Origin of the sequence: Streptacidiphilus alkalitolerans (assembly GCF_042511045.1) — a bacterium.
Taxonomy (GTDB): Bacteria; Actinomycetota; Actinomycetes; order Streptomycetales; family Streptomycetaceae; genus Streptacidiphilus; species Streptacidiphilus alkalitolerans.
The window spans coordinates 22145-46621 of sequence record NZ_JBHEZX010000013.1 but is presented as its reverse complement, the minus strand read 5'-3'; the positions used below and the strand labels follow the sequence as shown (position 1 = coordinate 46621).

Here is a 24477-nt window from a genome sequence, read left to right as displayed (position 1 = left end):
GCCGAACAAGCACAACGGGGTCCCCGACGACTCCAGCACCGAGCTGTCCAGCGCCTTCCCGGAAACCCCGACCCTGGGGGCGATGGGAGCGCAGCCGCTGCTGGACCAGGAGGACCTGTCGCACACGCCCCCGCAGTCGGCCGAGGCGGTCGGCCTGGTGGACCGCGAGGTGGCCCGCAGCCTGTGGCAGGACGCCTGGCGCGAACTGCGCCGCAACCCGGTCTTCCTGATCTCGGGCGTGCTGATCGTCTTCCTGCTCCTGGTCGCGATCTGGCCCGGTCTGTTCGACTCGACCGACCCGCTGCAGTGCGACCTGTCGAAGTCCCAGCTGGGGCCCGCCTCCGGGCACCCCTTCGGCTTCGACACCCAGGGCTGCGACGTCTACGCCCGCACCATCCACGGGGCCCGCGCCTCGATCACGGTCGGCGTCTTCGCAACCCTGGGCGCGGCGCTGCTGGGAACGGTGATGGGCGGTCTGGCCGGCTTCTTCGGAGGCTGGGCCGACGCGGTCATCTCCAGGATCGCCGACATCTTCTTCGGCATCCCGATCCTGCTGGGCGGCCTGGTCTTCCTGTCGGTCATCCCGAGCCAGTCGATCTGGGTGGTGGTGGGCTTCATCGTGGTCCTCGGCTGGCCGCAGATCGCGCGTATCGCCCGAGGCGCGGTGATCACCGCCAAGCAGCAGGACTACGTCACCGCCGCGCGGGCGCTGGGCGCCGGGAACAGCAGGATGCTGCTGCGCCACATCATGCCCAACGCGCTGGCGCCGATCATCGTGGTGGCGACCATCGCCCTGGGCACCTACATCTCGCTGGAAGCGACGCTGTCCTACCTCGGCGTCGGGCTGAAGCCGCCGACCGTCTCCTGGGGCATCGACATCTCCGCCGCGGCGGACACCTTCCGCAACGCGCCGCACATGCTGCTCTTCCCGGCAGGCGCGCTGTGCATCACCATCCTGGCGTTCATCATGCTCGGCGACGCCGTCCGTGACGCCCTCGACCCCAAGCTTCGCTGAGAGAGGCGGAAACGTGAGTACAGCAGTCTCCGCACGAGCGAAGACCGGCGACACCGCCGACGCACCCCTGCTGCAGGTCCGGGACCTGCATGTGGAGTTCCGCACCAGGGACGGCGTGGCCAGGGCCGTCAACGGCGTCAACTACAGCGTCCGGGCCGGGGAGACCCTGGCCATCCTGGGCGAGTCCGGCTCCGGCAAGTCGGTGTCATCGCAGGCCGTCATGGGCATCCTGGACAGCCCGCCCGGGTTCATCACCGGCGGCGAGATCCTGTTCAAGGGCCGCGACCTGCTGAAGCTCTCCAACGAGGAGCGGCGGAAGGTCCGCGGCGCGCAGATGGCCATGGTCTTCCAGGACGCCCTCTCCTCGCTGAACCCGGTGCACACCGTGGGCACCCAGCTCGGCGAGATGTACCGGGTGCACAAGGGCAGCAGCAAGAAGGACGCCAAGCTCAAGGCCGTCGAGCTGATGGAGCGGGTCGGCATCCCGGCCGCCAAGGAGCGGGTGAACCAGTACCCGCACCAGTTCTCCGGCGGTATGCGGCAGCGCGTCATGATCGCCATGGCGCTGGCCCTTGAGCCCGACCTGATCATCGCGGACGAGCCCACCACCGCCCTGGACGTCACCGTCCAGGCCCAGGTGATGGAGCTGCTGCAGGACCTGCAGCGCGAGTACGACATGGGCCTGATCCTGATCACCCACGACCTCGGCGTGGTCGCCGACGTCGCCGACAAGATCGCGGTCATGTACGCCGGGCGGATCGTGGAGACCGCGCCGGTGCACGAGCTGTACTCGCGTCCGGCCCACCCCTACACCCGGGGCCTGCTGGACTCGATCCCGCGGCTGGACCAGAAGGGGCAGGAGCTCTACGCGATCAAGGGCCTGCCGCCGAACCTGCTGCGCATCCCGTCCGGCTGCGCCTTCAACCCGCGCTGCCCCAAGGCACAGGAGATCTGCCGCGTCGAGGTGCCGCCGCTGCACGCGGTGACCGAGCAGGACGGCCGCGAGCTGCCCGGCCGCGGCAGCGCCTGCCACTTCTGGAAGGAGACCCTCCATGGCTGAGCCGCTGGCACAGGCCCGGGACACGCACGGGGAGCCGATCCTCCAGGTCCGCGATCTCGAGAAGCACTTCCCGCTGCACCAGGGGATCGTCTTCAAGAAGCAGGTCGGCGCGGTCAAGGCGGTGGACGGGGTCTCCTTCGACCTGAACCAGGGCGAGACCCTGGGCATCGTCGGCGAGTCGGGCTGCGGGAAGTCCACCCTGGCCCGGGTGCTGATGAACCTGGACCGGGCCACCGCCGGACAGGTGCTCTACAAGGGCGAGGACATCTCCAAGGCGTCCGGCAAGGCGCTGAAGGCGATCCGCCGCAACATCCAGATGGTCTTCCAGGACCCGTACACCTCGCTGAACCCCCGGATGACGGTGGGCGACATCATCGGCGAGCCGTACGAGATCCACCCGGAGGTGGCGCCCAAGGGCGACCGCCGCAAGGCGGTGCAGGACCTGCTGGACGTGGTCGGGCTCAACCCGGAGTACATCAACCGGTATCCGCACCAGTTCTCCGGCGGCCAGCGGCAGCGCATCGGCATCGCCCGCGGCCTGGCGCTGAAGCCGGAGATCATCATCGCCGACGAGCCGGTCTCGGCCCTGGACGTGTCGGTGCAGGCCCAGGTGATCAACCTGCTGGAGCAGCTGCAGGACGAGTTCGACCTCTCCTACATGTTCATCGCGCACGACCTCTCCATCGTCCGGCACATCTCCGACCGGGTCGGCGTGATGTACCTCGGCAAGATGGTCGAGATCGGCTCGGACGAGGAGATCTACGAGCACCCGACGCACCCCTACACCCAGGCGCTGCTGTCCGCGGTGCCGGTGCCGGACCCGTCGGGGCGCGAGGGCCGGGAGCGGATCCTGCTCTCCGGCGACATCCCCTCGCCGGCCAACCCGCCGTCCGGCTGCCGCTTCCGCACCCGCTGCTGGAAGGCGCAGCCGAAGTGCTCGACCGATGTGCCGCTGCTGGCCGTCCCCGAGGTCTTCCGCGGTCAGGACACCCCGGCGGCGCACGAGTCGGCCTGCCACTTCGCCGAGGACGTGGACATCGTCGGCGCGAGCTGAGCGACCGTCACCCGGGCCGGGGCCCGCACCGCGGAGGTGCGGGCCCCGGCCTGTACTCCGTACCCGTAGCTTTGTTGCAATCTCGTCAAAAGATGAGGCGGAGGGGTTTGCCGGGACCGGTTCGGTCGTATGGTCCGTACATGCCACTTAAAAGTGATCTTGTAAACAGGCGCCGGGGAGGGGTGGCCGCCGGGGTCGCCCTGCTGCTCGCGCTGGCCGGCTGCGGCAGTTCCGGCGGCGGCCAGGCCGCCAAGCAGTCCGCCCCGCCGAAGACCGAGGCGCAGGGCATCAATCCGCAGCCGCTGGACAAGCTGAGACAGGGCGGCACCTTCAAGACCTCGATCCAGCAGTGGATCGAGCAGTACAACCCGAACCAGGTCGACGGCACCGAGGGCGACGGCCAGGCGATCGTGCAGATGGTGGAGCCCAGCCTGTTCCTGGCGGACGCCCAGGGGGTCAGCCACGCCGACCCCGACTTCCTGCTGTCGGCCGCGGTGACCTCCACCTCGCCGCAGGTGGTCACCTACAAGCTGAACCCCAAGGCCAAGTGGTCCGACGGCAAGCAGCTCAGCTGGCTGGACTTCCAGGCCATGTGGAAGGCGCTGAACGGCACCGACCAGGCGTACCAGGTCGCCGACTCCTCCGGGTACGACCAGATCGGCTCGGTCGAGCAGGGTGCCGACCCGCAGGAGGTGAAGGTCACCTTCAAGCAGTCCTACGGCGACTGGCAGCGGCTGTTCCGCACCCTGCTGCCGGCCTCGGCCTACTCCACGCCCGACGAGTTCAACAAGGGCTGGATCGAGAAGATCCCGGTCACCGGCGCCGCTTTCAAGATCGGCAGTTACAACAAGACCACGCAGACCGTCATCGCCGTTCCGGACCCGGACTGGTGGGGCACCAAGCCCAAACTTGACAAGATCATTTTTCAGGCGCTCGGCAGCACCGCCTCCACCTCGGCGTACCTCTCCGGCGAGATCGACTACACCAGCGCGGTCACCCCGGAGGCGTACAAGCAGCTGTCGGCGGCCCCGAACACCGACATCAGGACCGGCTCGCGCTGGGACGAGGTGCACCTCACCCTGAACGGCGCGGGCGGCCCGCTGGCGGACGTGAGGGTGCGTCAGGCCATCGGTGAGGCGATCGACCGGCACATCGTCGCGACGGCGGCCGGCAAGGGCCTCCCGTTCACCCCGCCGGTGCTGGACAACCACTTCTTCATGCCGGGCCAGCAGGGCTACCAGGACAACGCCGGCGTCTACGGCACGTACGACCCGGCTGCCGCCAGGAAGCTGCTGGACCAGGCGGGCTGGCAGGACAACGGCGCCGGCAAGCCGCGGACCAAGGACGGCAAGCCGCTGACCCTCACCTATGTGCTCTCCAACGGCTCGGCGCAGACCTCCTTCGACGTGGAGGGGATCATCGCGCAGATGCTGCAGCAGGTCGGCGTGCAGCTGAAGCTGCAGAAGGTGCCGGACAACGACTTCTTCGACAAGTACGTCAACAAGGGCTCGTTCGACATCACCAGCTTCCGCAACGTCGACGAGATCTACGCCAGCATGCTGTACTCGACCTTCCAGCAGCCCACCGGCAGCCAGGTCTACGGCAACTACGGGCGGATCGGCTCGGCGCAGGTGGACCAGCTGCTGACCCGGGCCGGGAGCGCCACCGACCCGGCGACCGCCCGCTCCCTCTACAACCAGGCGGACCAGCTGATCTGGCAGTCGGGGCACTCGCTGGAGCTCTACCAGCGCCCGGAGATCCTCGCCGTCCGCAAGGGCCTGGCGAACTTCGGCGCGACCGGTCTCGCCGACGTCGACTACACCAAGATCGGCTGGCTGAAGTAACCACGGCGCGGACAGGCCGCGGCCCCCACTCCGAACGGGGTGGGGGCCGCGGCCTGTGGCACGGGAAGGACTACTTGGTGAAGCCGATGTTCTCGTAGACGACCTCGTCCTGGTCCTGCGGGGCACCCAGGTTGGCGAGGGTCTTCTTGGCGCCGTAGATGTCGGCACGCTGGTAGAGCGGGAAGACACCCGCCTCCTGCCAGATCGCCTTGTCGGCGGCGTTGGCGTCGGCGATGGCCGTGGTGTGGTCCAGGTCGGCGATGCTCTTGTTCATGAGCGTGTCGACGTTGGGGTCGTTGGTCCAGGCGAAGTTCTGGAAGTTGTTGCTTCCGACCGGGGTCTGGTAGATCGAGAAGTTCGAGGAGACCGGCCAGGCGTTGCCCAGCCAGGAGAACGCGGTCAGGTCGAACTTGCCCGGCTGGACGTACTTGTCGAAGAAGTCGTCGGACGGGACCGCGCTGATGTCCAGCTTGACGCCGACGGCCGCGAACATGGCCTGCAGCAGCACGCTCTCGTTCTTCGAGACGGCGGTGCCGTTCGGGTAGACGAAGGTGAGCTCCAGCGTCTTGCCGTCCTTCTGGCGGTACTGGCCGCTCATCTTCCAGCCGGCCGCGTCCAGGGCCGCCTTGGCGGCGGTCGGGTTGTACTTCCCGAGGTCGCCGGCGTTGTCCTGGTAACCCTCCTGGTTGTTCATGAAGAAGTGGTTGTTGAGCAGCAGGGCCGGCCAGTTCAGACCCTTGAGGTCGGAGTTGGCGATGGCGGTGCGGTCGATCGCCTGGAACAGGGCCTGGCGGACCTTGACGTCGGAGAGCAGCGGGGACTTCGCGTTGAAGGTCACGTGGCGGAACTGCGGGCCGGCGGCCTCGCGGATCTCACCGTCGGGACGGCTCTGCGCCTGCTTCACGCCGGACGGGTCGGGGCCGATGTTGAGGTAGTCGACCTCGCCGTTGGCGAAGGCGCCGGGGGCCGCGTCGGTGGTCATCGCCCGGAAGACGATCTTGTCCAGGATGGCCGGGTCGCCCCACCATGCGGGGTCGCGGGCGACGGTGACGGTCTTGGTGGTCGCGTTCATGGACTCGATCTTGAACGGGCCCGCGGTGACCGGGATGGTGTTCAGGAAGCCCTTGTTGAACTGGTCCGGGGTGCTCTGGTACTTCGCCGGGTACAGCGGCGCGAACAGCGAGGTCCAGTCGCCGAAGTTCTTGTCGAAGGTCACCACGACCTGCTGGTCGCTGGTGCCCGCCACCACGCTGGTGATGTTGGCGTAACCGGTGGAGCTGCCGATCTGGTACTTGGCGTCCTTGCCGTTCAGGGCCTGCCACTGGGCGGCGAAGTCCTTGTAGCTGATCGGGGTGCCGTCGGACCACTTGGCCTTGGGGTTGATGTCGTACGTGACGGTCTGCTTGCCGCCCACCGTGGTGACCGAGGGGGTCTTGGTCAGGTAGTTGGGGTTGTAGGTGACCTTCTGGGTCGCCGGGTCGACCCGGAAGATGACCGGCTCGGTGGCCTCGATCACCGCGTCGGTGGAGTACTCCGCGCCGTTGATCTGGTTGTAGTTCCACTGGGTGGAGTACTGGTCGATGGCCCAGTTGAGAGTGCCGCCCTGCTTCAGAGCTGAACGCGGCTGGGCATTGATCTTGATGGTGCTGGAGGCAAGCGAGGTTGCGGAGGGCTTGGACGACGTCCCGCCCTTGCTGCCGCCGCTGCTGCTGCAGGCCGTCAGGCTCAGGCCGGCCACGGCGATGGTGGCGACCAGCGCGACCGGAATCCGATTGTGCTTCAAGGCGATCTCCTCGAGAGAGCGGGCGATTCCACAGGTGGTGCGTCAGGTGGTGCGTTTTCCGGGTGGTGCAGTCCCACCGGCGGACGTCCGACGATGTGTCAGACGACCGCGAGGGCCTCGGCATAGTGGCAGGCCGCGGTGTGGTCTGGGGCCAGGGAGTGCAGCTGCGGGTCCTCGGACACGCAGCGCTGCTGCTCGTCGGCGTTGAGCTGGAGGTACTTCGGGCAGCGGTTGCGGAAGCGGCAGCCGCTGGGCACGTTGGCCGGGCTCGGCAGGTCCCCGGTCAGCAGGATGCGCTCGCGTACGCGCTCCTTCTGCGGGTCCGGCAGCGGCACCGCGGACAGCAGCGCCTGGGTGTAGGGGTGGGAGGGGGCCCGGAACACGTCCTTGCTCTCGCCCAGCTCCACGATCCGCCCGAGGTACATCACCGCGATCCGGTCGGCGATGTGGCGCACCACCGAGAGGTCGTGGGCGACGAACAGGTAGCTCAGGCCCATCCGCGACTTGAGCTCGTCGAGCAGGTTCAGCACACCCGCCTGGATCGACACGTCCAGCGCCGACACCGGCTCGTCGAGGACGACCAGCTTGGGCTCCAGGGCCAGTGCCCGGGCGATGCTGATGCGCTGGCGCTGGCCGCCGGAGAACTCCTGCGGGAAGCGGTCGGAGTGGTCCGGGTTGAGCCCGACCAGCTCCAGCAGCTCGGGGACCCGGGCGTTGATCCGGTTCTTCTCCCAGCCGTGGGTCTTCAGCGGCTCGGCCAGGATGTCGCCGATCGGCATCCGGGCGTCCAGCGAGGCCATCGGGTCCTGGAACACGATCTGCAGGTCGCGGCGCAGGTCCTTGCGGTCCTTGCCCTTGAGGCCGCGGGCGTCCTTGCCGAAGATGGTCACGGTGCCGGCCTGCCCGGTGGGCAGGTCCAGGATCTCCAGCAGGGTGGTGGTCTTGCCGCAGCCGGACTCGCCGACCAGGGCCAGGGTCTCGCCCTGCTTGATCTCCAGGCTGATCCCGTCCACGGCCTTCACCACGCCGACCTTGCGCTTGAAGACCGCGCCCTTGAGCAGCGGGAAGTGCTTGACCAGGCCGTCCACCTCGAGCACGGCGGTGCGCTCGTCGCGCGGCAGCAGCTCGATCTCGTTGGCCTCGGGCAGCGGCGGCACCGGGTAGATGGTCGCCGGGTCGAGCAGGTTGTCGCCGCCGCCCTCGCTCAGCTCGTGCGAGCGGTGGCAGGCGACCGGGTGGTTGGCGCCCGGCGGGGTCGACAGCGGGGGCTCGACCTCGCGGCAGACCTCCACCGCGATCGGGCAGCGGGCCGCGAAGGGGCAGCCCTTGGGCAGGGCGACCATCGACGGCGGGGTGCCCTCGATCGGGGTCAGCGCCCTGCGCTCGTCCTCGTCCACCCGGGGGATGGAGCCCAGCAGGCCGATGGTGTACGGCATCCGCGGACGGTAGTAGACCTCGTCCACCGGGCCGTTCTCCACCGGGCGCCCCGCGTACATGACCATCACCCGGTCGGCGAACCCGGCGATCACGCCGAGGTCGTGAGTGATCATCACAATGGCGGCGCCGGTGACGTCCTGGGCCTTCTTGAGCACCTCGAGCACCTGGGCCTGGATGGTCACGTCCAGGGCGGTGGTGGGCTCGTCGGCAATGATGATCTTGGGGTCGTTGGCGATGGCCATGGCGATCATCGCGCGCTGCCGCATACCGCCGGAGAACTCGTGCGGGAAGGCGTCCACCCGCTGGTGCGGGTCGGGGATGCCGACCAGGTCCAGCAGTTCGATGGCGCGCTTGCGGGCGGTCAGCTTGTCCACGTCCTGGTGGACCTGGATGCCCTCGATGATCTGGGTGCCGATGGAGTACACCGGGGTCAGCGCCGACAGCGGGTCCTGGAACACCATGGCGATGTCCTTGCCGCGGATCTTGGACATCTCCTTGTCGTTCAGGCCCAGCAGCTCCCGGCCGTCCATCCGGATCGAGCCGCGCAGCGAGGCGCTCTCCGGCAGCAGTCCGAGCACCGCCATGGAGCTGACGGACTTGCCCGATCCCGACTCGCCGACGATCCCGAGCACCTCACCGGGCCGGACGGAGTAGGAGACGCCGCGCACGGCCTTGACCGGGCCTGCCTCGCTGGGGAAGGAGACATGGAGGTCGGAGACCTCCAGGAGCGGCGGGGTGCCGGCGAGGCGGTCGGCCGTCGGCTCCTTGCGCGTCTCGGTCACGGGGGTGGGTCCTTCCTTGGTGGTGCGGTCCTGAGGGGTGCCGGGGGCGGCAGGAGTGCGGGGAGTGCTCATGCCTGGCTCAGCACCTCGGTGGAGCCGACCAGTTCGGCGGCGGGCTCGGGCTCGCGGTCCTTGTTCTTGATCGCCTTGGCCTGGGCCTTGGCGTTGGCCGAGTTGGGGTCGTAGGCGTCGCGCAGGCCGTCGCCGATGAAGGCGATGGCGAGGCCGAACAGCACCAGGAACCCGGCCGGGAACCAGAACAGCCACTGGTAGGTGGTGGCCGAGGAGGTCCCGTCGGCGATGACGGTGCCCAGCGAGACGTCCGGGGCCTGGATGCCGAAGCCGAAGTAGGAGAGCTGGCTCTCGCCGATGACCGCGAGGCTGACCTGGATGGTGCCGTCGATGATCAGCAGCGAGGCCATGCTGGGCAGGATGTGCCGCACGATGATCCGGAAGTCGGAGACGCCCATGTACTTGGCCGCCTTGACGAATTCACGGTCCTTCAGGGTGAGCGTCATGCTGCGGACGATGCGCGCTGTGATCATCCAGCTGAAGATGGCCAGCAGCACCACGAAGACCAGCCAGGTCGAGCCCGCGAAGACGGGGGAGAGCACCGCGACGATCAGGAAGGCGGGCAGCACCAGCAGCAGGTCGACCACCCACATGATGGCGCGGTCGACCCAGCCGCCGAAGTAGCCGGCCGAGGCGCCCGCGGTCGCCGCGAGCGCGGTCGCGATGATGCCGACCAGGATCCCGATCACCAGGGACTTCTGCAGGCCCCGGGTGGTCAGCGCGAACATGTCGGTGCCGGACTGGTCGGTACCGAACCAGTGGTTGCCCGAGGGGCCCTCGAGGAAGGCGGTGAAGTCGTGGTCGTTGTAGCCCCACTTGTCCACCAGCGGACCCACGTAGGCGAAGAGGAAGAGCAGCACCAGGATGCCGATGCCCACCAGCGCCAGCTTGTTGCGGGCGAAGCGGCGCAGGGTCAGCCGGCCGCGTCCCGCGCGGCGTGGCGGGGTCAGCAGCACGGTGGCGTCGGCCTCGGGTTCGTGCTCGATGTTCTGCTGGATGCTCATCTCTTCTTCACTCTCCTGATCGGGCGGTCTCGGCGGCGGTTCGGGCGGGGCCCTGTGGGGGACGGGGCTCAGCTGAAGCGCACCCGCGGATCGAGCGCGGAGTAGATCAGGTCGGAGAGCAGGCCGGCGATCAGCACGATCACGGCGGTGAACAGGCTGACCGCGGCGACCGAGTTGACGTCGTTGGTGGTGATCGAGTCGACCAGCCACTCGCCCATGCCGTGCCAGCCGAAGATCTTCTCGGTGAAGGTGGCGCCGGTGAACAGCAGGATGACGTTGTAGACCAGCAGCGGGATGATCGGCAGGATCGCGGTGCGCAGCCCGTGCTTCATCAGCGCGGTGCGGCGGCGCAGGCCCTTGGCCCGGGCGGTCCGCAGGAAGTCGCTGCCGAGCACGTCCAGCATGGTGTTGCGCTGGTAGCGGCTGTACTGCGCGATCTGGAACAGCGCCAGCGAGATGGTCGGCAGGATCAGGTGCTGGACCCGGCTCAGCATCACCGGCCAGAAGCCGCTCAGGTCGGGGTTGTACTCACCGATGTACTGGATGACGGTGTGTCCCGACGACTGGTTGATGTCCACCGCGAAGATCTCCAAGGAGATCGCCACCACGAACACCGGCATCGCCAGGAGGAAGAAGGAGGCCAGGGTGGTCCATCTGTCGAAGAACCGGTACTGCTTGATCGCCCCCTGGGCTCCGACCAGCACGCCGCCGATCGAGCCGATGATCGTGGCGATCAGCAGCAGGCGGACGCTGACCCAGATCCGGCGGCTGAAGTCGTCGTTGACCGAGCCGCCCTTGATGTTCATCCCGAGGTCGCCGTGGACCACGCCGTCGGCCCAGTGCGCGAACCGGACCACGACCGGGGTGCTCGGGTCCAGGTTGTAGGTGCGCAGCGTCGCGTCGATCTGCTGCACCGTCGGCCGCGGCTTCTGCTGCTCGAAGTTGGCGCGCGGATTGAGGCTCAGGGCCGCGAGGAAATAGGCCAGACATGAGGCCACGATGACAAGCATCAGGTAGTTGGCCAGTCGGCGCAGCATGAAGCGACCCAACGCTGTTCATCTCCTTCGTGCGGTCCCCGGGCTCGACCCCTGTCTCCGAGAGCGCCCCTGTGCGGATGGCAGGTCGCGCACGAGCAGGAAATCTTTCGGGATCAGTGAGCTAGGGACTAACAACCGCCGCTGTGCAACGGCTTGAGGACTCATCCTGATGGGGCGGGATAGCCATGTCGACAGAGTGCTGATCAAAGATTGATAACGCTCTAATCCTCGGTAATGACCCTACCTGGCAGTAGGGTCTTACCGATGCCACCACTAGGGTCGGTGACATGCTGTTTTGCTGAGCGCAACATTCTGGGGCAGAGGTGACCGGAATCCGGACGGTGAAAGCCTCTTGATGGGACATGGCCTACAAAATACCCCTATCATTCCCTAACGTATTAATTCGGACATATGGGACCTGAGGCCGTGATTGATGAAGGGCGGATTTCCCCGCGCGCGGTTATTGGGGGCGCTCGTCGCCGGACTTCTTCCACTCCGTGGACGTCATGTAACCCTGATGTCACAAAGCAATAGTCCGGCCGGTATACAGGCAAAGGGCCGGGCCCCGGTGATCGGGTGCCCGGCCCCATTGGCCGTTCGGAGTGCGCGTTCGGGTCCGCTACAGCGTGATGCTCCGGTCGCCGCCGGGCTTGCTCAGCAGCTCGGTCAGGCCCTTGGCGATGTCCTGGGGGGTGACCGGGCCCAGCACCCCGCTGTGCTTGACCTGGACCAGGTTGAAGGCCGTCCCGTAGGCGTCCTTGAGTTTCGCCAGGTCGAAGACCGGGACCAGCTTGCCACTGGCGTCCGGGCGCAGGGTGAGCGCCTTGCTGAAGGTGATCTTGCCGAAGAGCTGGCTGGCGCCCTGGACCCGGACGGTGAAGGTGTGGTCCGCGGCCCAGGCGCCGATGGTCTTCGCGGCGGCCTTCACCGCGGCGGCGGAGCCCTTGGGCTCGGCGGTCGTCACCGGCAGCGTGATCGGGTGGTCCGGCAGCCCGGCGGCCCGCTCCTGGTAGGCGTCGCTGACCAGTGCGACCGAGGTCTTGACGTCCAGTGAACTGCCGGTCTGCGGCAGCACGGTGACGACCTGGCCGTCCGAGGTGAAGTGGACGTAGCCCTCCTTGGGGCTGCCCGAGCCGCTGCCGGCCAGGGTCTGCAGCGCGGAGCGCAGCTTGTCCTGGTCGATCCGCACCACCGGGGCGACCGGGTGCTTGCCGCCGAACAGCGAGCCGACCACGTCGGCCGGGTTGTAGCTGTGGTGGGCCACACTCTGCACGGTCGCGGTGGTGTCGATGCTCAGCCCGGCCACCGAGGTCGCCAGCGGCACGGTCCTGCCGCCGATCACCAGCTCCAGCGGCTTGGCGGCGAGCACCCCGACGGTGCCGTCCAGGGCGTGCACGGCGGCGTCGCGGGTGTCGCCGCCGATGTTCTGGCCGAGGACGGTGGTGCCCTTGGGCACGTCCGCCTGATTGAGCGCCAGACCGGCGCCGTAGCCGACCCCGGCCAGCAGGACCAGCAGGGCCAGACCGGTGACCAGCAGCTTCCGGCCGCGGGCGGCGGCGCCGCCCTTGCGGGCCGCGGGCTTGGCGGCGGGCTTGTCGGTCGCGCCGACCTCCTTGCGCGGAGGCGCTCCGGCGCCGCCGGTGCCCCCGGCGAAGCCGTCGCCGGCCTGCGGCCTCGGGCTCGCCTGCGGCGCCTGCGGCGCCTTCTGGCCGGCGCCGGCCGGGTTCGGGCGGGCCTGGGACTCCTGCCCCGGCGGGACGGAGGCGCCGCGCGGGCTGGGGCGGGGCGCGCGGGGGGCCGCGGGGGCCTTGGCGGGCGCCTGGGCGCGGACCTGGGCGTGGGTCTGGGCCTGCGGGGCCTGCTGGGGCGGCGGGGCCTGCTGGGTCTGGAGGGACGGGTCGCGGACCACCGCGAGCGGGATCGTGGTGTCCAGCGGGTCCAGCGCGGGGGGGAGGTCCGAGCCGCCCACGATCAGTCCGCTGTTCATCCCGGTGGGACGTCCGCTGCCGCCGCCGACCGGGCGGGTCGGCGCTATCGGGGCCTGCGGCTGGGCCTGGGCCTGCGGAGCCTGCGCCTGCGGCTGCTGGGCCTGCGGCGGCTGCGCCTGGGGCGGCTGCTGCGGCTGGTACTGCGGCTCGGGCTCGGGGAGGCCGTAGGGCTGCTGCTGGTAGACCGGCTGGGGGTAGGGCTGCTCGTAGCCCTGCTGCTCAAAACCCTGCTGCTGGTACCCGGGCTGCTCGTACCCCGGCTGCTGGTAGACCGGCTGCTCGTAGCCGGGCGGCTGCTGGTACGGCGGCGGTGCCACCGGCGCGGGCGCGGGCGGCGGGGTGGGCGCCTGCGTGGCGGCCGGAGCCGGTGCCTGCGCGGGGGGCGGCGTCGGGGCAGGGGCCGGGGCCGCCGCGGGGGCCTGGGCCGGCGTCGCGGGCTGGCCCTTCTTGCGCGGGGCGAACCAGGTGCTGGCCGGCTCGGCCTCGCCGCCGGCGGCGGGGGCCGGGGCGGGCGCGGCCGGGCCTGGGGCCCGGTCCGCGGTGCGCCACTCCGGCGGCAGGTCCGGCATGGGGGAGTTGCCGCCGGCCGAGTCCATCACGCCGATGACCGGTGAACTGCCGGTGCCCGAGCGGTGCCGGGGCCCGGCCGGGGCGGGCGGCTCGGGGGCCGTCCGGTCCTCGGCGCCGTCGGCGGCGCTGCCCTCGGCGCCCGGCATCGGGCTGCGGACCACGACCGGCGGGATCGGACGGGAGCCCGGGATGTTGATCCGGATGCGGGTGGTGAGCGTGGTCTCGGTGCGGGGCTCGTCCTCCGCCGGGGGCTCCGGCGGCGTACTGCCCTGCTGGCCGGCCCGGGAGAACGCGGGGTCGCTCGGCATCCCGTACGGGGGAGTCCCCGAGGGGTACGCGTCCGCGCCCGGACGGGGCGGGTTCGGCGACGGACTGTCAGTTTCTCGGCTCACTACGTCTGCTCCGGTTCGCCCCTTCGTCCGGAGGACGAGGGTGCGGTTGTGGATCGTCGGTCCCGCGCCGGGAGCGCGGTGGGCGGACAGCGCCTCAGGAGGTCATGCCTGGTCGTGCCCGACATGCCTCAGGAAGACAACGGAGCCTCCGCCACCTGGGGCCGGTGCCTGCGTGCATCCTCGCGCCGCCGACACCACCCCCGTGTGTTGGGGCACCACCTTACTGGGCCCGGGATACCTCTGGTATGCCTCCCGTAAAGTGGGGTTCTGTCCAGCTTCGTTCAGGTTTGTTGACGTTGCTGGGCGGACTCCCTGACGGCCCGTAGGGCCTCCGCGGAGGGCATCGTGGCGCAGATCACCGCCAGTGCGAGCCCGCCGAGCAGGAACACATAGGTGCCGAAGCTCCCGGTGATCAGGAAGTCGCCCTCGGGGCGGGGCGAGTTCGCCGCCAGCAGCATCACGAACCAGCCGACCGCGGGCAGGGTCGCCCCCAGCTTGGTGCGGGTCAGCGTGCGGCCACCGTAGAAGAGGGCGAACGCGCCGCCCAGCGCCAGCGCCAGGCCGCCGGGGAACCACATCGGCTGGACCAGGCAGCCGGCCAGGCCGACCACCGCGCCGAGCACGGTGAGCAGCAGGTAGGCGACGATCCGGCCCGGCGAGGCGATCCGCTCGGGGACCGGCTCGGGGCGCGGGGCGGAGGAGCGCGGCGCGGGCACGGTCGCCCGTCCGGTCCGGTCCTGGGGTCGGCTCATCGGGTCGGGTTCCTTTCCAGGCCGGCGAACAGGTCGTCCTCCCACGGCGAAGCGCCGCGCGGGGCGGCCTCGCCCCGGACCAGCCGGTAGTACTCGGTGGCCGGCATCGGCTGGCCGAGGTCGTTGGAGAGGGCGAAGAAGGGCCCGTCCACCGCGATCTGGGTGCGGTGCGCCCGCATCGCCGCGACCTTGCGGTCGGTGAAGGCGGTGCCGTCCACGGCGGCGGTGACCAGCTCGTCCGCGACCACGCCGGGGACGTCCTCGGGGCCGGCGACGCCGGGGAAGGGGAACTTCTTCCCGGCGGCCCGCAGCGCGGCGAAGCCGGCCTCGAGGACCGAGAGCGGCATGCAGTTCCAGTAGACCTTGGCGATGTCGTGGGCCGGGCCCAGGTCGGGGCGGAAGTCGGGCTCGGCGGCCAACTCGTAGGCGCGCATGGCCACCCGGTGCGCCTGGATGTGGTCGGGGTGGCCGTAGCCGCCGTTCTCGTCGTAGCCGACCAGCACGTCCGGGCGGGTCTCCCGGACCACGGCGACCAGGTGCGCGGCGGCCTCGTCCAGGTCGGCCTGCCAGAAGCAGTCCGGGCGCTTGTTGCTCGGCACGCCCATCATCCCGGAGTCCCGGTAGCGGCCGGGGCCGCCGAGGAAGCGGTGGTCGGTCACCCCGAGCGCGGCCATCGCCGCGGCCAGCTCACCGAGGCGGTGCTCGCCGAGGGTGTCGTCGCGGTCTGCGGCGAGGTGCCGCAGCTCGTCCCCGATCACCTCGCCCTCCTCGCCCAGGGTGCAGGTGACCAGGGTGACCAGGGCGCCCTCGGCGGCGTAGCGGGCCATGGTGGCTCCGTTGCCGATCGTCTCGTCGTCGGGATGCGCGTGGACGAGGAGCAGGCGGCGAGCCGCCGAGGGGGCGTCAGGCAGGGCTGTCATGGGCCTCAGCCTAGGGCTTTGGACCGGTGACGGCCGCTGGCGAGCCGTCAGATCCGGATGCCGGAGATCATTCCGGCCACGTTGGTGGTGAGGGTGTGGATCGGGTCCGCGATCGAGGTGGACGCCAGGTAGAAGCCGAGCAGGGTGCAGGCCAGGGCGTGCCACAGTTTCAGTCCGGAACGGCGGATCAGCAGCACAACGATGATCAGCATCAGGACAGCGGCGGAAATCGGCAGAACCATCGCGACACACCTCTCAGCAGTGGCACGGCTGGGACGGCCGTGCCGACGGTCGGGGCGGGTAGTTGCTACCCATCGAGTGACCAGTCGATCACTTTCCGTCATCATGCATATGCCGGAGCATCGGTGCACGACCGGGGCGCACGCGCCGTGACCGGATGCTGGGACGGGAGGGGCCGAACGGGCGATCGGTATGGCTGGGACGTTTGCGAACGACCGGTGCACTGCCGGTGTTCACCGGGTCCCCATAAGGTCGGGGCATGACCACGGAGATCTCCTTCCCCCGCCAGTACTCGCGGACCCTGCGCTTCACCCTCGGCGCTCCGCGCTCCTTCACCGTCTCCCCGGACGGTCGCCGCGTCGTCTTCCTGCGCTCCGCCGGAGGGGCCGAACGGGCGAACCTGCTGCAAGTAGTGGATCTTCCTGACGGCGGTGCTCCATCCGAGCGAGTCGCCGCCGATCCGGCGGTGCTGCTCGGCGCCGGCGAGGAGCAGCTGAGCCAGGAGGAGCGGGCCCGCCGCGAGCGCAGTCGGGAGGGGTCCTCCGGCGTCGTCGGCTACGCCACCGACGCCGGGGTGACCACGGCGGCGTTCGCGCTGTCCGGCCGGCTGTTCACCGCCGACCTGCGCGGACCAGGCGCTGGGGAACTGCCCGCGCGCGGCCCGGTGCTCGACCCTCGGCCCTCGCCGGACGGCCGCCACATCGCCTACGCCACCGTCGGCGGCGAACTGCGGGTGATCGCCGCGGACGGCAGCGGGGACCGCGCCCTGGCCGGGCCCTCCGGCGCCGAGGACGGCGAGGTGACCTGGGGGCAGGCCGAGTTCATCGCCCAGGAGGAGATGGACCGCAGCCGCGGCTTCTGGTGGGCCCCCGAGGGCGACCGGCTGCTCGCCGCCCGGGTGGACAGCTCCGCGGTGCAGCGCTGGTGGATCGCCGACCCGGCCAACCCGGACCGGCCCGCCACCGAGATCGCCTACCCCCGGGCGGGCAGTCCGAACGCCGAGGTCACCCTCGCCGTGCTGAGCCTGGACGGGGCCAGGACCGAGGTGGACTGGGACCGCGCGGCGTACCCGTACCTGGCCCGGGTGCACTGGTCGGCCGGCGGCCCGCCGCTGCTGCTGGTCCAGTCCCGGGACCAGCGCCGGCAGCTGGTGCTCGGCCTGGACCCGGAGACCGGCGCGACCGCGGTGGTGCACCAGGAGCAGGACCCGGTCTGGCTGGAGCCGCACTCCGGCGTCCCGGCCTGGACCCCGGACGGGCGCCTGGTCCGGATCGCGGACGTTGACGGCGCCCGGGTGCTGCTGGTCGGCGACCAGCCGCTGACCACGGCGGAACTGCAGGTCAGGGCGGTGCTGGAGGTCGGTGACGAGGAGGTGCTGATCGCCGCCGCGGCGGGCGAGGCGGCCACCGGGCCGGAGATCGGCGAGGTGCATGTGCACCGGGTCTCCGCGGCCGGGAGCAGCCGGGTCAGCGAGCACCCCGGATACCACTCCGCGGTCGGCTCGGGGGCGGTCACCGTGCTGTCCTCGACCGCGCTGGACCAGTACGGCTCCACCGTCCGGGTGCTCAGGGACGGGGTGGAGGCGGCGGTGATCGCCTCCTACGCGGAGACCCCGGTGCTGCGGGCCCGGCCGGTGCTGAGCCTGGCCGGGAAGACCCGGATCCCCTCGGCGGTGCTGCTGCCCACCGGCTACGACCGGGAGCGGGACGGCCTGCTGCCGGTGCTGGTGAACCCCTACGGCGGCCCGCACGGACAGATGGTGCTGGCCGCGCAGAACCCCCACCTCACCTCGCAGTGGTTCGCCGACCAGGGCTTCGCCGTCGTCGTCGCCGACGGCCGGGGCACCCCCGGCCGCAGCCCTGGCTGGGAGCAGGCGATCGCCTTCGACTTCGCCGGGACCACCCTGGACGACCAGGTCGAGGCGCTCCAGGCGCTGGCCGAGGAGCACCCGCTCGACCTGACCAGGGTCGGCATCCGCGGCTGGTCCTACGGCGGCTACCTGGCCGCGCTGGCCGTGCTGCGCCGCCCGGACGTGTTCCACGCCGCCGTCGCCGGGGCCCCGGTCACCGACTGGGCGCTCTACGACACCCACTACACCGAGCGCTACCTCGGCCACCCGGACCAGCGGCCGGAGGTCTACGCGGCCAACTCGCTGATCGCCGACGCGCCGAAGCTGAGCCGTCCGCTGCAGCTGATCCACGGCCTGGCGGACGACAACGTCGTGGTCGCGCACACCCTGCGGCTCTCCTCGGCGCTGCTCGCGGCCGGCCGGCCGCACGAGCTGCTGCCGCTGTCCGGGGTGACCCACATGACCACCCAGGAGGAGGTGGCGGAGAACCTGCTGCTGCTCCAGGTGGCCTTCCTGAAGCGCTCGCTCGGCCTGTGATTCCCGGCCCGAACCCGGCATGACATCTGTCATGCCGGGTTCGGGAACGCTGACACTGCCCGCGCCCGGCCCGCTCGGACATTCTTGGGACTGTCAGCACAGGGACACCGAAACCAGGGAGCGAAGCCGGCCATGAGTACTTCCACAGAGCAGAGCACGGGGGCGGGACGAAGGGGTCCCGGCTCGGGGGAGGTCGCGGCCTTCCGCAACGTCAGCAAGAACTTCGGCGCGGTACAGGCCGTCAACGACATCAGCCTGACCCTGCACCCCGGCGAGACGGTGGCCTTCCTCGGCCCGAACGGCGCCGGCAAGTCCACCAGCATCGACATGCTGCTCGGCCTGCGCGACCCCAGCGCGGGCAGCGTCACGCTGTTCGGCGGCACCCCGCGCCAGGCCATCCTGGACGGCCGGGTCGGCGTGATGCTGCAGAGCGGCGGCCTGATGCCGGACGTGAAGGTCCGTGAGCTGGTCAAGTTCGCCTGCGACATCCACCCGCGCGGCTACGACGTCGACGAGGTGCTGAAGACCGCCGGGATCGCCGACATCGCCGACCGGCTGGTCGACAAGCTCTCCGGCGGCCAGGAGCAGCGGGTCCGCTTCGCCATCGCCACCGCGGGCGACAGCGACCTGATCGTCCTGGACGAGCCCACCACCGGTATGGACGTCTCCGCCCGGCAGGCCTTCTGGGCCGTGATGCGGGCCCAGGCCGACGCCGGACGCACCGTCCTGTTCGCCACCCACTACCTGGAGGAGGCGGACTCCATCGCCGACCGGGTGCTGGTGATCCACCGCGGCCGGCTGATCGCGGACGGGACCGCGGCGGACATCAAGGCCAGGGCCGGGCTGCGCAAGATCTCCTTCGACCTGCGCCCCGAGGACGACTCCGACCTGGCGCTGCTGAACAACCTCCCCGGCGTCACCTCGCTGGACATCAGCGGCCGCACGGTCCGGATCAACAGCAACGACGCCGACGCGGCGGTGGCCGCGATCTACCGCGCCGGCTTCTACCCGCGCGGTCTGGAGGTCTCCGGGGTGGGCCTGGAGCAGGCCTTCCTCACCATCACCGGCGAGCAGGACGCCGCCGACGAGTCCGCTTCGCTGGCCAAGGAGAACGCCCGATGAACACGCTGATCAAGCTCGAGGTCCTGCGGATCCTCCGCAACCGCCGCTACCTGATCTTCAGCATCGCCCTCCCGGCGGGCCTCTACCTGCTGATGGTCAGCGCCTACCAGGGCCTGGACCAGTTGGCCGGGGTGTCGGTCAAGGCGTACTTCATGGTCTCCATGGCCACCCTCGGTGTGGTCTCGGCCTCGATGAACACCAACGCCATGCGGATCGCGCTGGAGCGCAAGAGCGGCTGGGCCCGCCAGTTGCGGCTGACCGCGCTGCCCAGCTACGGCTACGTGGTCGCCAAGGTCGCCTCCACCGCGGTCTCCACCCTGCCGGCGATCCTGGTCACCTTCGTCGTCGGCTACGCGGAGGGCGTCAAGCTCTCCGGTTCCGAGTGGCTGCTGCTCGCCCTGACCCTGTGGCTCGGCGGTTTCATCTTCGCCGCGCTGGGTGTGGCCCTCGGCTACGCCGCCTCACCGGACTCGCTGCAGCCGATCGTGATGATCGTCTACATGATCCTGCTGATGCTCGGCGGCACCTACTTCCAGATCACCGGAAGCTTCGGGGACTTCGCCAAGTGGACCCCGATGGCGCTCTACAACCAGCTCGGCCGGGTGGCACAGAGCGGCTCCTCGCTCGGCATGGGGGCTGTCAGCGCGATCATTGCCTATGCGGCCGTCTTCGCGGTCCTGGCGGCCTTCCTGTACCAGCGGGACCGCAAGGAAGCCTGACCGTCAGCCGCTGCAGTCGAGGACAGTCGAGGAAGGAGCCGGCGCCGTGAGGGAGAGCCAAGGCGTACGCATCGGACAGCCTCCGGAGAACCGCAGGCAGATGTTCGTCAAGCTCTGCTGGATGTTCCTGTGGCTGATCTACCTCGCCTACCCGGTCAGCGACCTGGTCGCGGGCGACCACTCGGCCCCGGCGGTGGTGGCCGGGTGGATCGCCCTGGCGGTCTTCCTGACCGGCTACGGCATCCTGGTGCTGCGCCGGCAGGCCATCGGCCAGTCCGGCCGCTGGAACCGGGTGTCGGGCGCGGCGCTGGGGCTGATGCTGGTCATCTCGGTGGTCACCTGCTTCACCCTGGGCAGCAGCTGGCTCGCCCTGTTCAGCTACACCGCGATCTGCGCCGGGGTGATCCTGCCGGCCGGTGTCGCGGTCTTCGGGGTGGCCGCGGTCGCGGCCATGGTGCTGGGCACCGGGCTGCTGCTGCACAGCCCGGAGTCCGCGCTGATCCCGATCGCCATCTCCGCCTTCCTCGGCGGCGCGGCGATGACCGGCCTGCAGCGGATGGTCCGCACCATGGAGGAACTGCGCGAGGCCCGGCAGGCCGTGGCCGCCCTCGCCGCCTCCGACGAGCGGCTGCGGATGGCCCGCGACCTGCACGACCTGCTCGGCCACTCGCTGTCGCTGATCACCCTGAAGACCGAGCTGACCTCCCGCTTCCTGGACCAGGAGCGGTACGAGGAGGCCAGGGCGCAGGTCAAGGACATCGAGAAGGTCAGCCGGCAGTCGCTGGTGGACGTCCGCGAGGCCATCGGCGGCTACCGCCGCCCCAAGCTCGCGGTCGAGGTCGCGGCGGCCAGGACCGCGCTGCAGGCGGCCGACATCGAGGCCGACACCGACCCCTCGATCGCCGACCCGCACCCCGGGCTCGGCCCGGACCAGGAGGGCGCGCTCGGCTGGGCGCTGCGCGAGGCGGTCACCAATGTGGTGCGGCACAGCAACGCCGAGCACTGCACGGTCCGGCTGGCCGAGTACATGGAGCCGGACGGCAGCCGCTCGCTGCGGCTGGAGGTCGCCGACGACGGGGTGGGCGCCAAGCGGGCCGGGCACGTCCGCCACGGCAACGGCCTGACCGGGCTGGCCGAGCGGCTGACCCTGGCCGACGGCCGGCTGGACGCCGGGCCCGGCGAGCGCGGACGCGGCTTCGCGGTGCGGGCCTCGGTGCCGCTGCGGGCGGTGGTCACTCCCACCGAGGAAGCTGTGGCCGGTACCGTGCAGCAGTGATCAGAATTCTTCTCGCCGAGGACCAGGGCATGGTCCGTGAAGCCATCGCCGCGCTGCTGAGCCTGGAGGGCGACATCGACGTGGTCGCCCAGGTCTCCCGCGGCGACGAGGTGGTGGCCGCGGCCGTGGCGCACGACGTCGAGGTCGCGGTGCTGGACATCGAGATGCCCGGGCTGACCGGGATCGAGGCCGCCGCGCTGCTGCGGCGCGAGCGTCCCGGCGTCAAGATCGTGATCGTGACCACCTTCGGCCGCCCCGGCTATCTGCGCCGGGCGATGGAGTCGGGGGCGGACGCGTTCCTGGTCAAGGACGCGCCGGCGGCCCAACTGGCCGAGGCGGTCCGCCGGGTGCTGCGCGGCGAGCGGGTGATCGACCCCACCCTCGCTGCCGCCGCGCTGGCCGAGGGGGCCAACCCGCTGACCTCCCGCGAGCGCGACGTGCTGGCCTCGGCGGCGGACGGCGCGGCCAACTCCGAGATCGCCCAGCGGCTGCACCTCTCCGAGGGCACGGTCCGCAACTACCTCTCCGCCGCGATCCAGAAGACCACGGCCAGGAACCGCACCGAGGCGGTCCGGATCGCCCGGGAGAAGGGCTGGCTCTGACGGACCGGCAGCAGGGGCCGGAGCCGCCGTCAGTTGAGGCGGTGCCGGGCGGCCTTGGCCTCCAGCCGGACCCGGGCCGCGGAGTCCGGGTCGAAGGCGTCGAGGATCTCGGCGTAGGAGTCCATCTCGCGGGCGCCCTCGGTGAAGTGGCCGGTCTTGACCAGCAGTTCGGCCCGTTCCAGCCGGAGCTGGGCCGGGTGCCGGGGGAGCAGCAGCGACAGCTCGGCGGCCCAGAGCTGGGTGCGGGCGTGCTCGGGGCGGGCGGCGGCCCAGGCGCGGATGTTGCCCAGCACCCGCAGGACTATGTCCAGCGGTTCGGCCGGGCGGAGCAGGTCGTCCGACAGCGGGTGGCCGGCGTCGGCGGCGATGGCCGCGGCCTCGTCCAGGGACAGCAGCTGCCCGCCGTGGAACGGGTCCGCCAGGACGTACTCGCCGTCCGGGTCGCCCACCCCGATGACGAAGTGGCCGGGCAGGGCCACCCCGTAGACCGGGAGGCCGAGCGCCCGGGCCACGCTGATCCAGACCACGGAGACGGTGATCGGCAGCCCGCGCCCGCGCCGCAGCACCTGGTGCAGCAGCGAGGACTCCAGCCGCAGGTACGCGCCGGGGCCGCCGCGGAGGTCGGCGGAGCCGGCCAGCGCGCCCGCCAGCAGAGCCGCGGTCTCGGTCGGCGAGGGCTCGGCGGCGCCGCGGAACGCCGCAGCGGCCAGCGCGGTGAGCCGGTCCAGGGCCCGCCTGGCGGGGGCCAGGCAGGCGTCGAGACCGCCCTCCTCGGGGTTCAGATCGACCTCGAAACCCATGAGCAGGCACAGCAGAGCGAGGTCCGGCGTTCCGCCTCGGGCCTCGGCGGCGAACCGCTCTCTGCTGTCCTCGGTCATCGCGGGGGATTCTATGCGGCAGCGGGGAGCTGAGTGCGCATCAGCGCGGTGCCGGGTCGGCGGCGCCCGGCCCTTGCCGCTGCTCCGGCGCGAGCCGGGCGTACTGGTAGCGGTGGCTGGTGCGGAAGCCGAGCTTGTCGTAGAGCGCGACCGCCCGCTCGTTCCCGGCCTCGACCTGGAGGTAGCCGCCGGTGGCGCCCTCCTCGGCGGCGCGGCGGGCCAGCGCGGCCATCACCTCGGTGGCCAGCCCGCGCCGGCGCAGCTCGGGGAGGACCTCGATGGCGCCGAAACCGGCCCACTCGCCGTCCACCACGCAGCGGCCGATCGCGGCCGGGCCCTGCTGCCCCGGCAGGGTCAGCGTGGCGAACCAGACCGAGTGGCCGCCGTGGATCACCTGCCGCGCCATCCGCTCCAGGCCGGGGTCGCCGCCGACCCGGCGGTAGCGGGACATCCAGGCGGCATCGGCCCGGCGCGCCAGCCGGACGTCCACGGCCGCCGGGGTACGGGCCAGCGCCGCCAGCGGCGCGGTGCGGAACAGGGTCTCGTCCTCGGTGGCGCCGCGTTCGGCCAGCGCCCGGGCCAGGCCCTCGGTCGACCCCGGGGTGGTCACCTCGATGTACCCGGGCAGGCCGCGCCGGGCGTACCAGTCCTGAACCCGGTCCAGCGCGGCGGCCAGCGGGAGCCCCGGGTCGCCGAGCGTCTGCACCGAGTTGGCGCGGCGGGTGAAGCCCCCTGAGGCCCGGAGCACCCACTCGCCCAGCGGCTCGGACTCCACCGCGGGCCAGCCGCGGGCGGCGAGCCGCTGCAGCGCGGCCGGGCCCGGATCGGCCGGGGCCGCGGTGGACCGGCGGACCGGGGCGGGAGGCACCGGCTTGCCCGCGACCAGGGCTTTCCGGTGGATCTCGACCGTCTCCCCGGCCCGGTTGACGACGCTGAGCAACTCCTCGTCCCACGATGTGAGCACGCCGATGACGTCGCCGAATACCGGACGCCCCTCGGGGGCAGCCAAAATCCTCCGGACGGAAACACGTCGCCCCAGGTCAGAGCGGGTGATGTGGATCTCTGCCCGCGCATGTCCGATAGTGTTGTCCGCCATACCCGCCACCTCCGGTGCAACCGCCGTCCTGAAACGGCGATACTAGGGGCGGGCATCGACGACGCCGCGCTCTCCCTGCGCGAATGCCAGCCCCTACGAGGAGGAACGTCAGCGTGACCTACGTCATCGCGCAGCCTTGTGTCGACGTCAAGGACAAGGCATGCATCGAAGAATGCCCCGTCGACTGCATCTACGAGGGCAAGCGGTCCTTGTACATCCACCCCGACGAGTGCGTGGACTGCGGGGCCTGTGAGCCTGTCTGCCCCGTCGAGGCGATCTTCTACGAGGACGACACCCCGGACGAGTGGAAGGACTACTACAAGGCGAACGTCGACTTCTTCGACGACCTCGGCTCGCCCGGTGGCGCCTCCAAGCTCGGCCTGATCGACAAGGACCACCCGTTCATCGCGGCCCTTCCGCCGCAGAACCAGTGACCTCAGCCACGGGC

19 protein-coding genes and 1 pseudogene are annotated in these 24477 nt (G+C 70.8%); 10 read left to right on the top strand and 10 right to left on the bottom strand.

Annotated features, from left to right (window positions below; all coding sequences use genetic code 11):
• Nucleotides 1–57: 57 nt before the first annotated feature.
• The 4 genes and pseudogenes from ACEZDG_RS26260 to ACEZDG_RS26245 form a co-directional block, all read left to right on the top strand.
• Nucleotides 58–1015 (top strand): annotated as a pseudogene (locus ACEZDG_RS26260) (ABC transporter permease); the annotation flags it as partial.
• 13 nt (nt 1016–1028) lie between these two features.
• Nucleotides 1029–2075, top strand: a complete 1047-nt coding sequence (locus ACEZDG_RS26255) for an ABC transporter ATP-binding protein (RefSeq protein WP_380513786.1) — start codon at nt 1029–1031, stop codon at nt 2073–2075.
• Nucleotides 2068–3129, top strand: coding sequence for an ABC transporter ATP-binding protein (locus ACEZDG_RS26250; protein ID WP_380513784.1), 1062 nt, complete (start codon nt 2068–2070; stop codon nt 3127–3129). Before ACEZDG_RS26255 ends, ACEZDG_RS26250 begins: the two co-directional genes overlap by 8 nt.
• 182 nt (nt 3130–3311) lie before the next feature.
• Nucleotides 3312–4973 (top strand): ABC transporter family substrate-binding protein, encoded by a 1662-nt coding sequence (locus ACEZDG_RS26245; protein ID WP_380513782.1) that lies wholly within the window; start codon nt 3312–3314, stop codon nt 4971–4973.
• Nucleotides 4974–5043: 70 nt separating this feature from the next.
• On the opposite strand, the gene ACEZDG_RS26240 is transcribed toward ACEZDG_RS26245, so the two are convergent.
• From ACEZDG_RS26240 to ACEZDG_RS26205, 8 genes are all read right to left on the bottom strand, one after another.
• Nucleotides 5044–6756: an ABC transporter family substrate-binding protein gene (locus tag ACEZDG_RS26240; protein ID WP_380513780.1), complete on the bottom strand. Its 1713-nt coding sequence runs from the start codon at nt 6754–6756 to the stop codon at nt 5044–5046.
• A 98-nt stretch (nt 6757–6854) separates the two neighbouring features.
• Nucleotides 6855–9047, bottom strand: coding sequence for a dipeptide ABC transporter ATP-binding protein (locus ACEZDG_RS26235; protein ID WP_380513778.1), 2193 nt, complete (start codon nt 9045–9047; stop codon nt 6855–6857).
• Nucleotides 9044–10051: an ABC transporter permease gene (locus tag ACEZDG_RS26230; protein WP_380513776.1), complete on the bottom strand. Its 1008-nt coding sequence runs from the start codon at nt 10049–10051 to the stop codon at nt 9044–9046. The genes ACEZDG_RS26235 and ACEZDG_RS26230 overlap by 4 nt, the downstream gene beginning before the upstream one ends.
• 68 nt (nt 10052–10119) lie before the next feature.
• Nucleotides 10120–11100 (bottom strand): ABC transporter permease, encoded by a 981-nt coding sequence (locus tag ACEZDG_RS26225; protein WP_380513774.1) that lies wholly within the window; start codon nt 11098–11100, stop codon nt 10120–10122.
• A 607-nt stretch (nt 11101–11707) separates the two neighbouring features.
• Nucleotides 11708–13954 carry a hypothetical protein gene (locus ACEZDG_RS26220; protein WP_380513772.1) on the bottom strand — a complete coding sequence of 749 codons (2247 nt, stop codon included), beginning with the start codon at nt 13952–13954 and terminating at the stop codon, nt 11708–11710.
• A gap of 365 nt (nt 13955–14319) precedes the next feature.
• Complete coding sequence (locus tag ACEZDG_RS26215) at nt 14320–14790, bottom strand: DUF6113 family protein (protein ID WP_380513770.1); 471 nt, start codon at nt 14788–14790, stop codon at nt 14320–14322.
• Nucleotides 14787–15710 carry an N-acetyl-1-D-myo-inositol-2-amino-2-deoxy-alpha-D-glucopyranoside deacetylase gene (gene mshB, locus ACEZDG_RS26210; protein ID WP_380513768.1) on the bottom strand — a complete coding sequence of 308 codons (924 nt, stop codon included), beginning with the start codon at nt 15708–15710 and terminating at the stop codon, nt 14787–14789. Before mshB ends, ACEZDG_RS26215 begins: the two co-directional genes overlap by 4 nt.
• Before the next feature lie 47 nt (nt 15711–15757).
• Nucleotides 15758–15952, bottom strand: coding sequence for a hypothetical protein (locus tag ACEZDG_RS26205; RefSeq protein ID WP_380513766.1), 195 nt, complete (start codon nt 15950–15952; stop codon nt 15758–15760).
• Nucleotides 15953–16209: 257 nt separating this feature from the next.
• Between ACEZDG_RS26205 and ACEZDG_RS26200 the strand changes: the two genes are divergently transcribed.
• From ACEZDG_RS26200 to ACEZDG_RS26180, 5 genes are all read left to right on the top strand, one after another.
• On the top strand, nt 16210–18336 hold the full coding sequence (locus ACEZDG_RS26200; protein ID WP_380513764.1) for a S9 family peptidase: 2127 nt from the start codon (nt 16210–16212) through the stop codon (nt 18334–18336).
• A 132-nt stretch (nt 18337–18468) separates the two neighbouring features.
• A complete protein-coding gene (locus ACEZDG_RS26195) occupies nt 18469–19458 on the top strand; it encodes an ABC transporter ATP-binding protein (protein ID WP_380513762.1) in 990 nt (329 codons plus the stop codon).
• A complete protein-coding gene (locus ACEZDG_RS26190) occupies nt 19455–20177 on the top strand; it encodes an ABC transporter permease (protein WP_380513760.1) in 723 nt (240 codons plus the stop codon). Before ACEZDG_RS26195 ends, ACEZDG_RS26190 begins: the two co-directional genes overlap by 4 nt.
• A gap of 46 nt (nt 20178–20223) precedes the next feature.
• A complete protein-coding gene (locus tag ACEZDG_RS26185) occupies nt 20224–21453 on the top strand; it encodes a sensor histidine kinase (RefSeq protein WP_380513758.1) in 1230 nt (409 codons plus the stop codon).
• Nucleotides 21450–22055, top strand: coding sequence for a response regulator (locus tag ACEZDG_RS26180; RefSeq protein ID WP_380513756.1), 606 nt, complete (start codon nt 21450–21452; stop codon nt 22053–22055). Before ACEZDG_RS26185 ends, ACEZDG_RS26180 begins: the two co-directional genes overlap by 4 nt.
• Before the next feature lie 29 nt (nt 22056–22084).
• Here ACEZDG_RS26180 and ACEZDG_RS26175 read toward each other — a convergent pair whose 3' ends face one another.
• A complete protein-coding gene (locus ACEZDG_RS26175; RefSeq protein WP_380513754.1) occupies nt 22085–22933 on the bottom strand; it encodes a transglutaminase family protein in 849 nt (282 codons plus the stop codon).
• Between the two features lie 40 nt (nt 22934–22973).
• The gene (locus ACEZDG_RS26170) at nt 22974–24029 is read right to left on the bottom strand and encodes a GNAT family N-acetyltransferase (RefSeq protein ID WP_449341737.1); all 1056 of its coding nucleotides are present in this window, start codon (nt 24027–24029) and stop codon (nt 22974–22976) included.
• A gap of 113 nt (nt 24030–24142) precedes the next feature.
• On the opposite strand from ACEZDG_RS26170, the gene fdxA reads away from it, so the two are divergent.
• Nucleotides 24143–24463, top strand: a complete 321-nt coding sequence (gene fdxA / locus ACEZDG_RS26165; RefSeq protein WP_370147204.1) for a ferredoxin — start codon at nt 24143–24145, stop codon at nt 24461–24463.
• The last annotated feature ends 14 nt before the right edge of the window (nt 24464–24477 follow it).

Bases quoted from the DNA above. Each gene is read 5' to 3' on its own strand.
- ACEZDG_RS26250 (WP_380513784.1), top strand. From the start codon at position 2,068: ATGGCTGAGCCGCTGGCACAGGCCCGGGACACGCACGGGGAGCCGATC.
- ACEZDG_RS26235 (WP_380513778.1), bottom strand. From the start codon at position 9,047: ATGAGCACTCCCCGCACTCCTGCCGCCCCCGGCACCCCTCAGGACCGC.
- ACEZDG_RS26230 (WP_380513776.1), bottom strand. From the start codon at position 10,051: ATGAGCATCCAGCAGAACATCGAGCACGAACCCGAGGCCGACGCCACC.
- ACEZDG_RS26220 (WP_380513772.1), bottom strand. From the start codon at position 13,954: ATGCCGAGCGACCCCGCGTTCTCCCGGGCCGGCCAGCAGGGCAGTACG.
- ACEZDG_RS26215 (WP_380513770.1), bottom strand. From the start codon at position 14,790: ATGAGCCGACCCCAGGACCGGACCGGACGGGCGACCGTGCCCGCGCCG.
- mshB (WP_380513768.1), bottom strand. From the start codon at position 15,710: ATGACAGCCCTGCCTGACGCCCCCTCGGCGGCTCGCCGCCTGCTCCTC.
- ACEZDG_RS26205 (WP_380513766.1), bottom strand. From the start codon at position 15,952: ATGGTTCTGCCGATTTCCGCCGCTGTCCTGATGCTGATCATCGTTGTG.
- ACEZDG_RS26200 (WP_380513764.1), top strand. From the start codon at position 16,210: ATGACCACGGAGATCTCCTTCCCCCGCCAGTACTCGCGGACCCTGCGC.
- ACEZDG_RS26195 (WP_380513762.1), top strand. From the start codon at position 18,469: ATGAGTACTTCCACAGAGCAGAGCACGGGGGCGGGACGAAGGGGTCCC.
- ACEZDG_RS26190 (WP_380513760.1), top strand. From the start codon at position 19,455: ATGAACACGCTGATCAAGCTCGAGGTCCTGCGGATCCTCCGCAACCGC.
- ACEZDG_RS26175 (WP_380513754.1), bottom strand. From the start codon at position 22,933: ATGACCGAGGACAGCAGAGAGCGGTTCGCCGCCGAGGCCCGAGGCGGA.
- ACEZDG_RS26170 (WP_449341737.1), bottom strand. From the start codon at position 24,029: ATGGCGGACAACACTATCGGACATGCGCGGGCAGAGATCCACATCACC.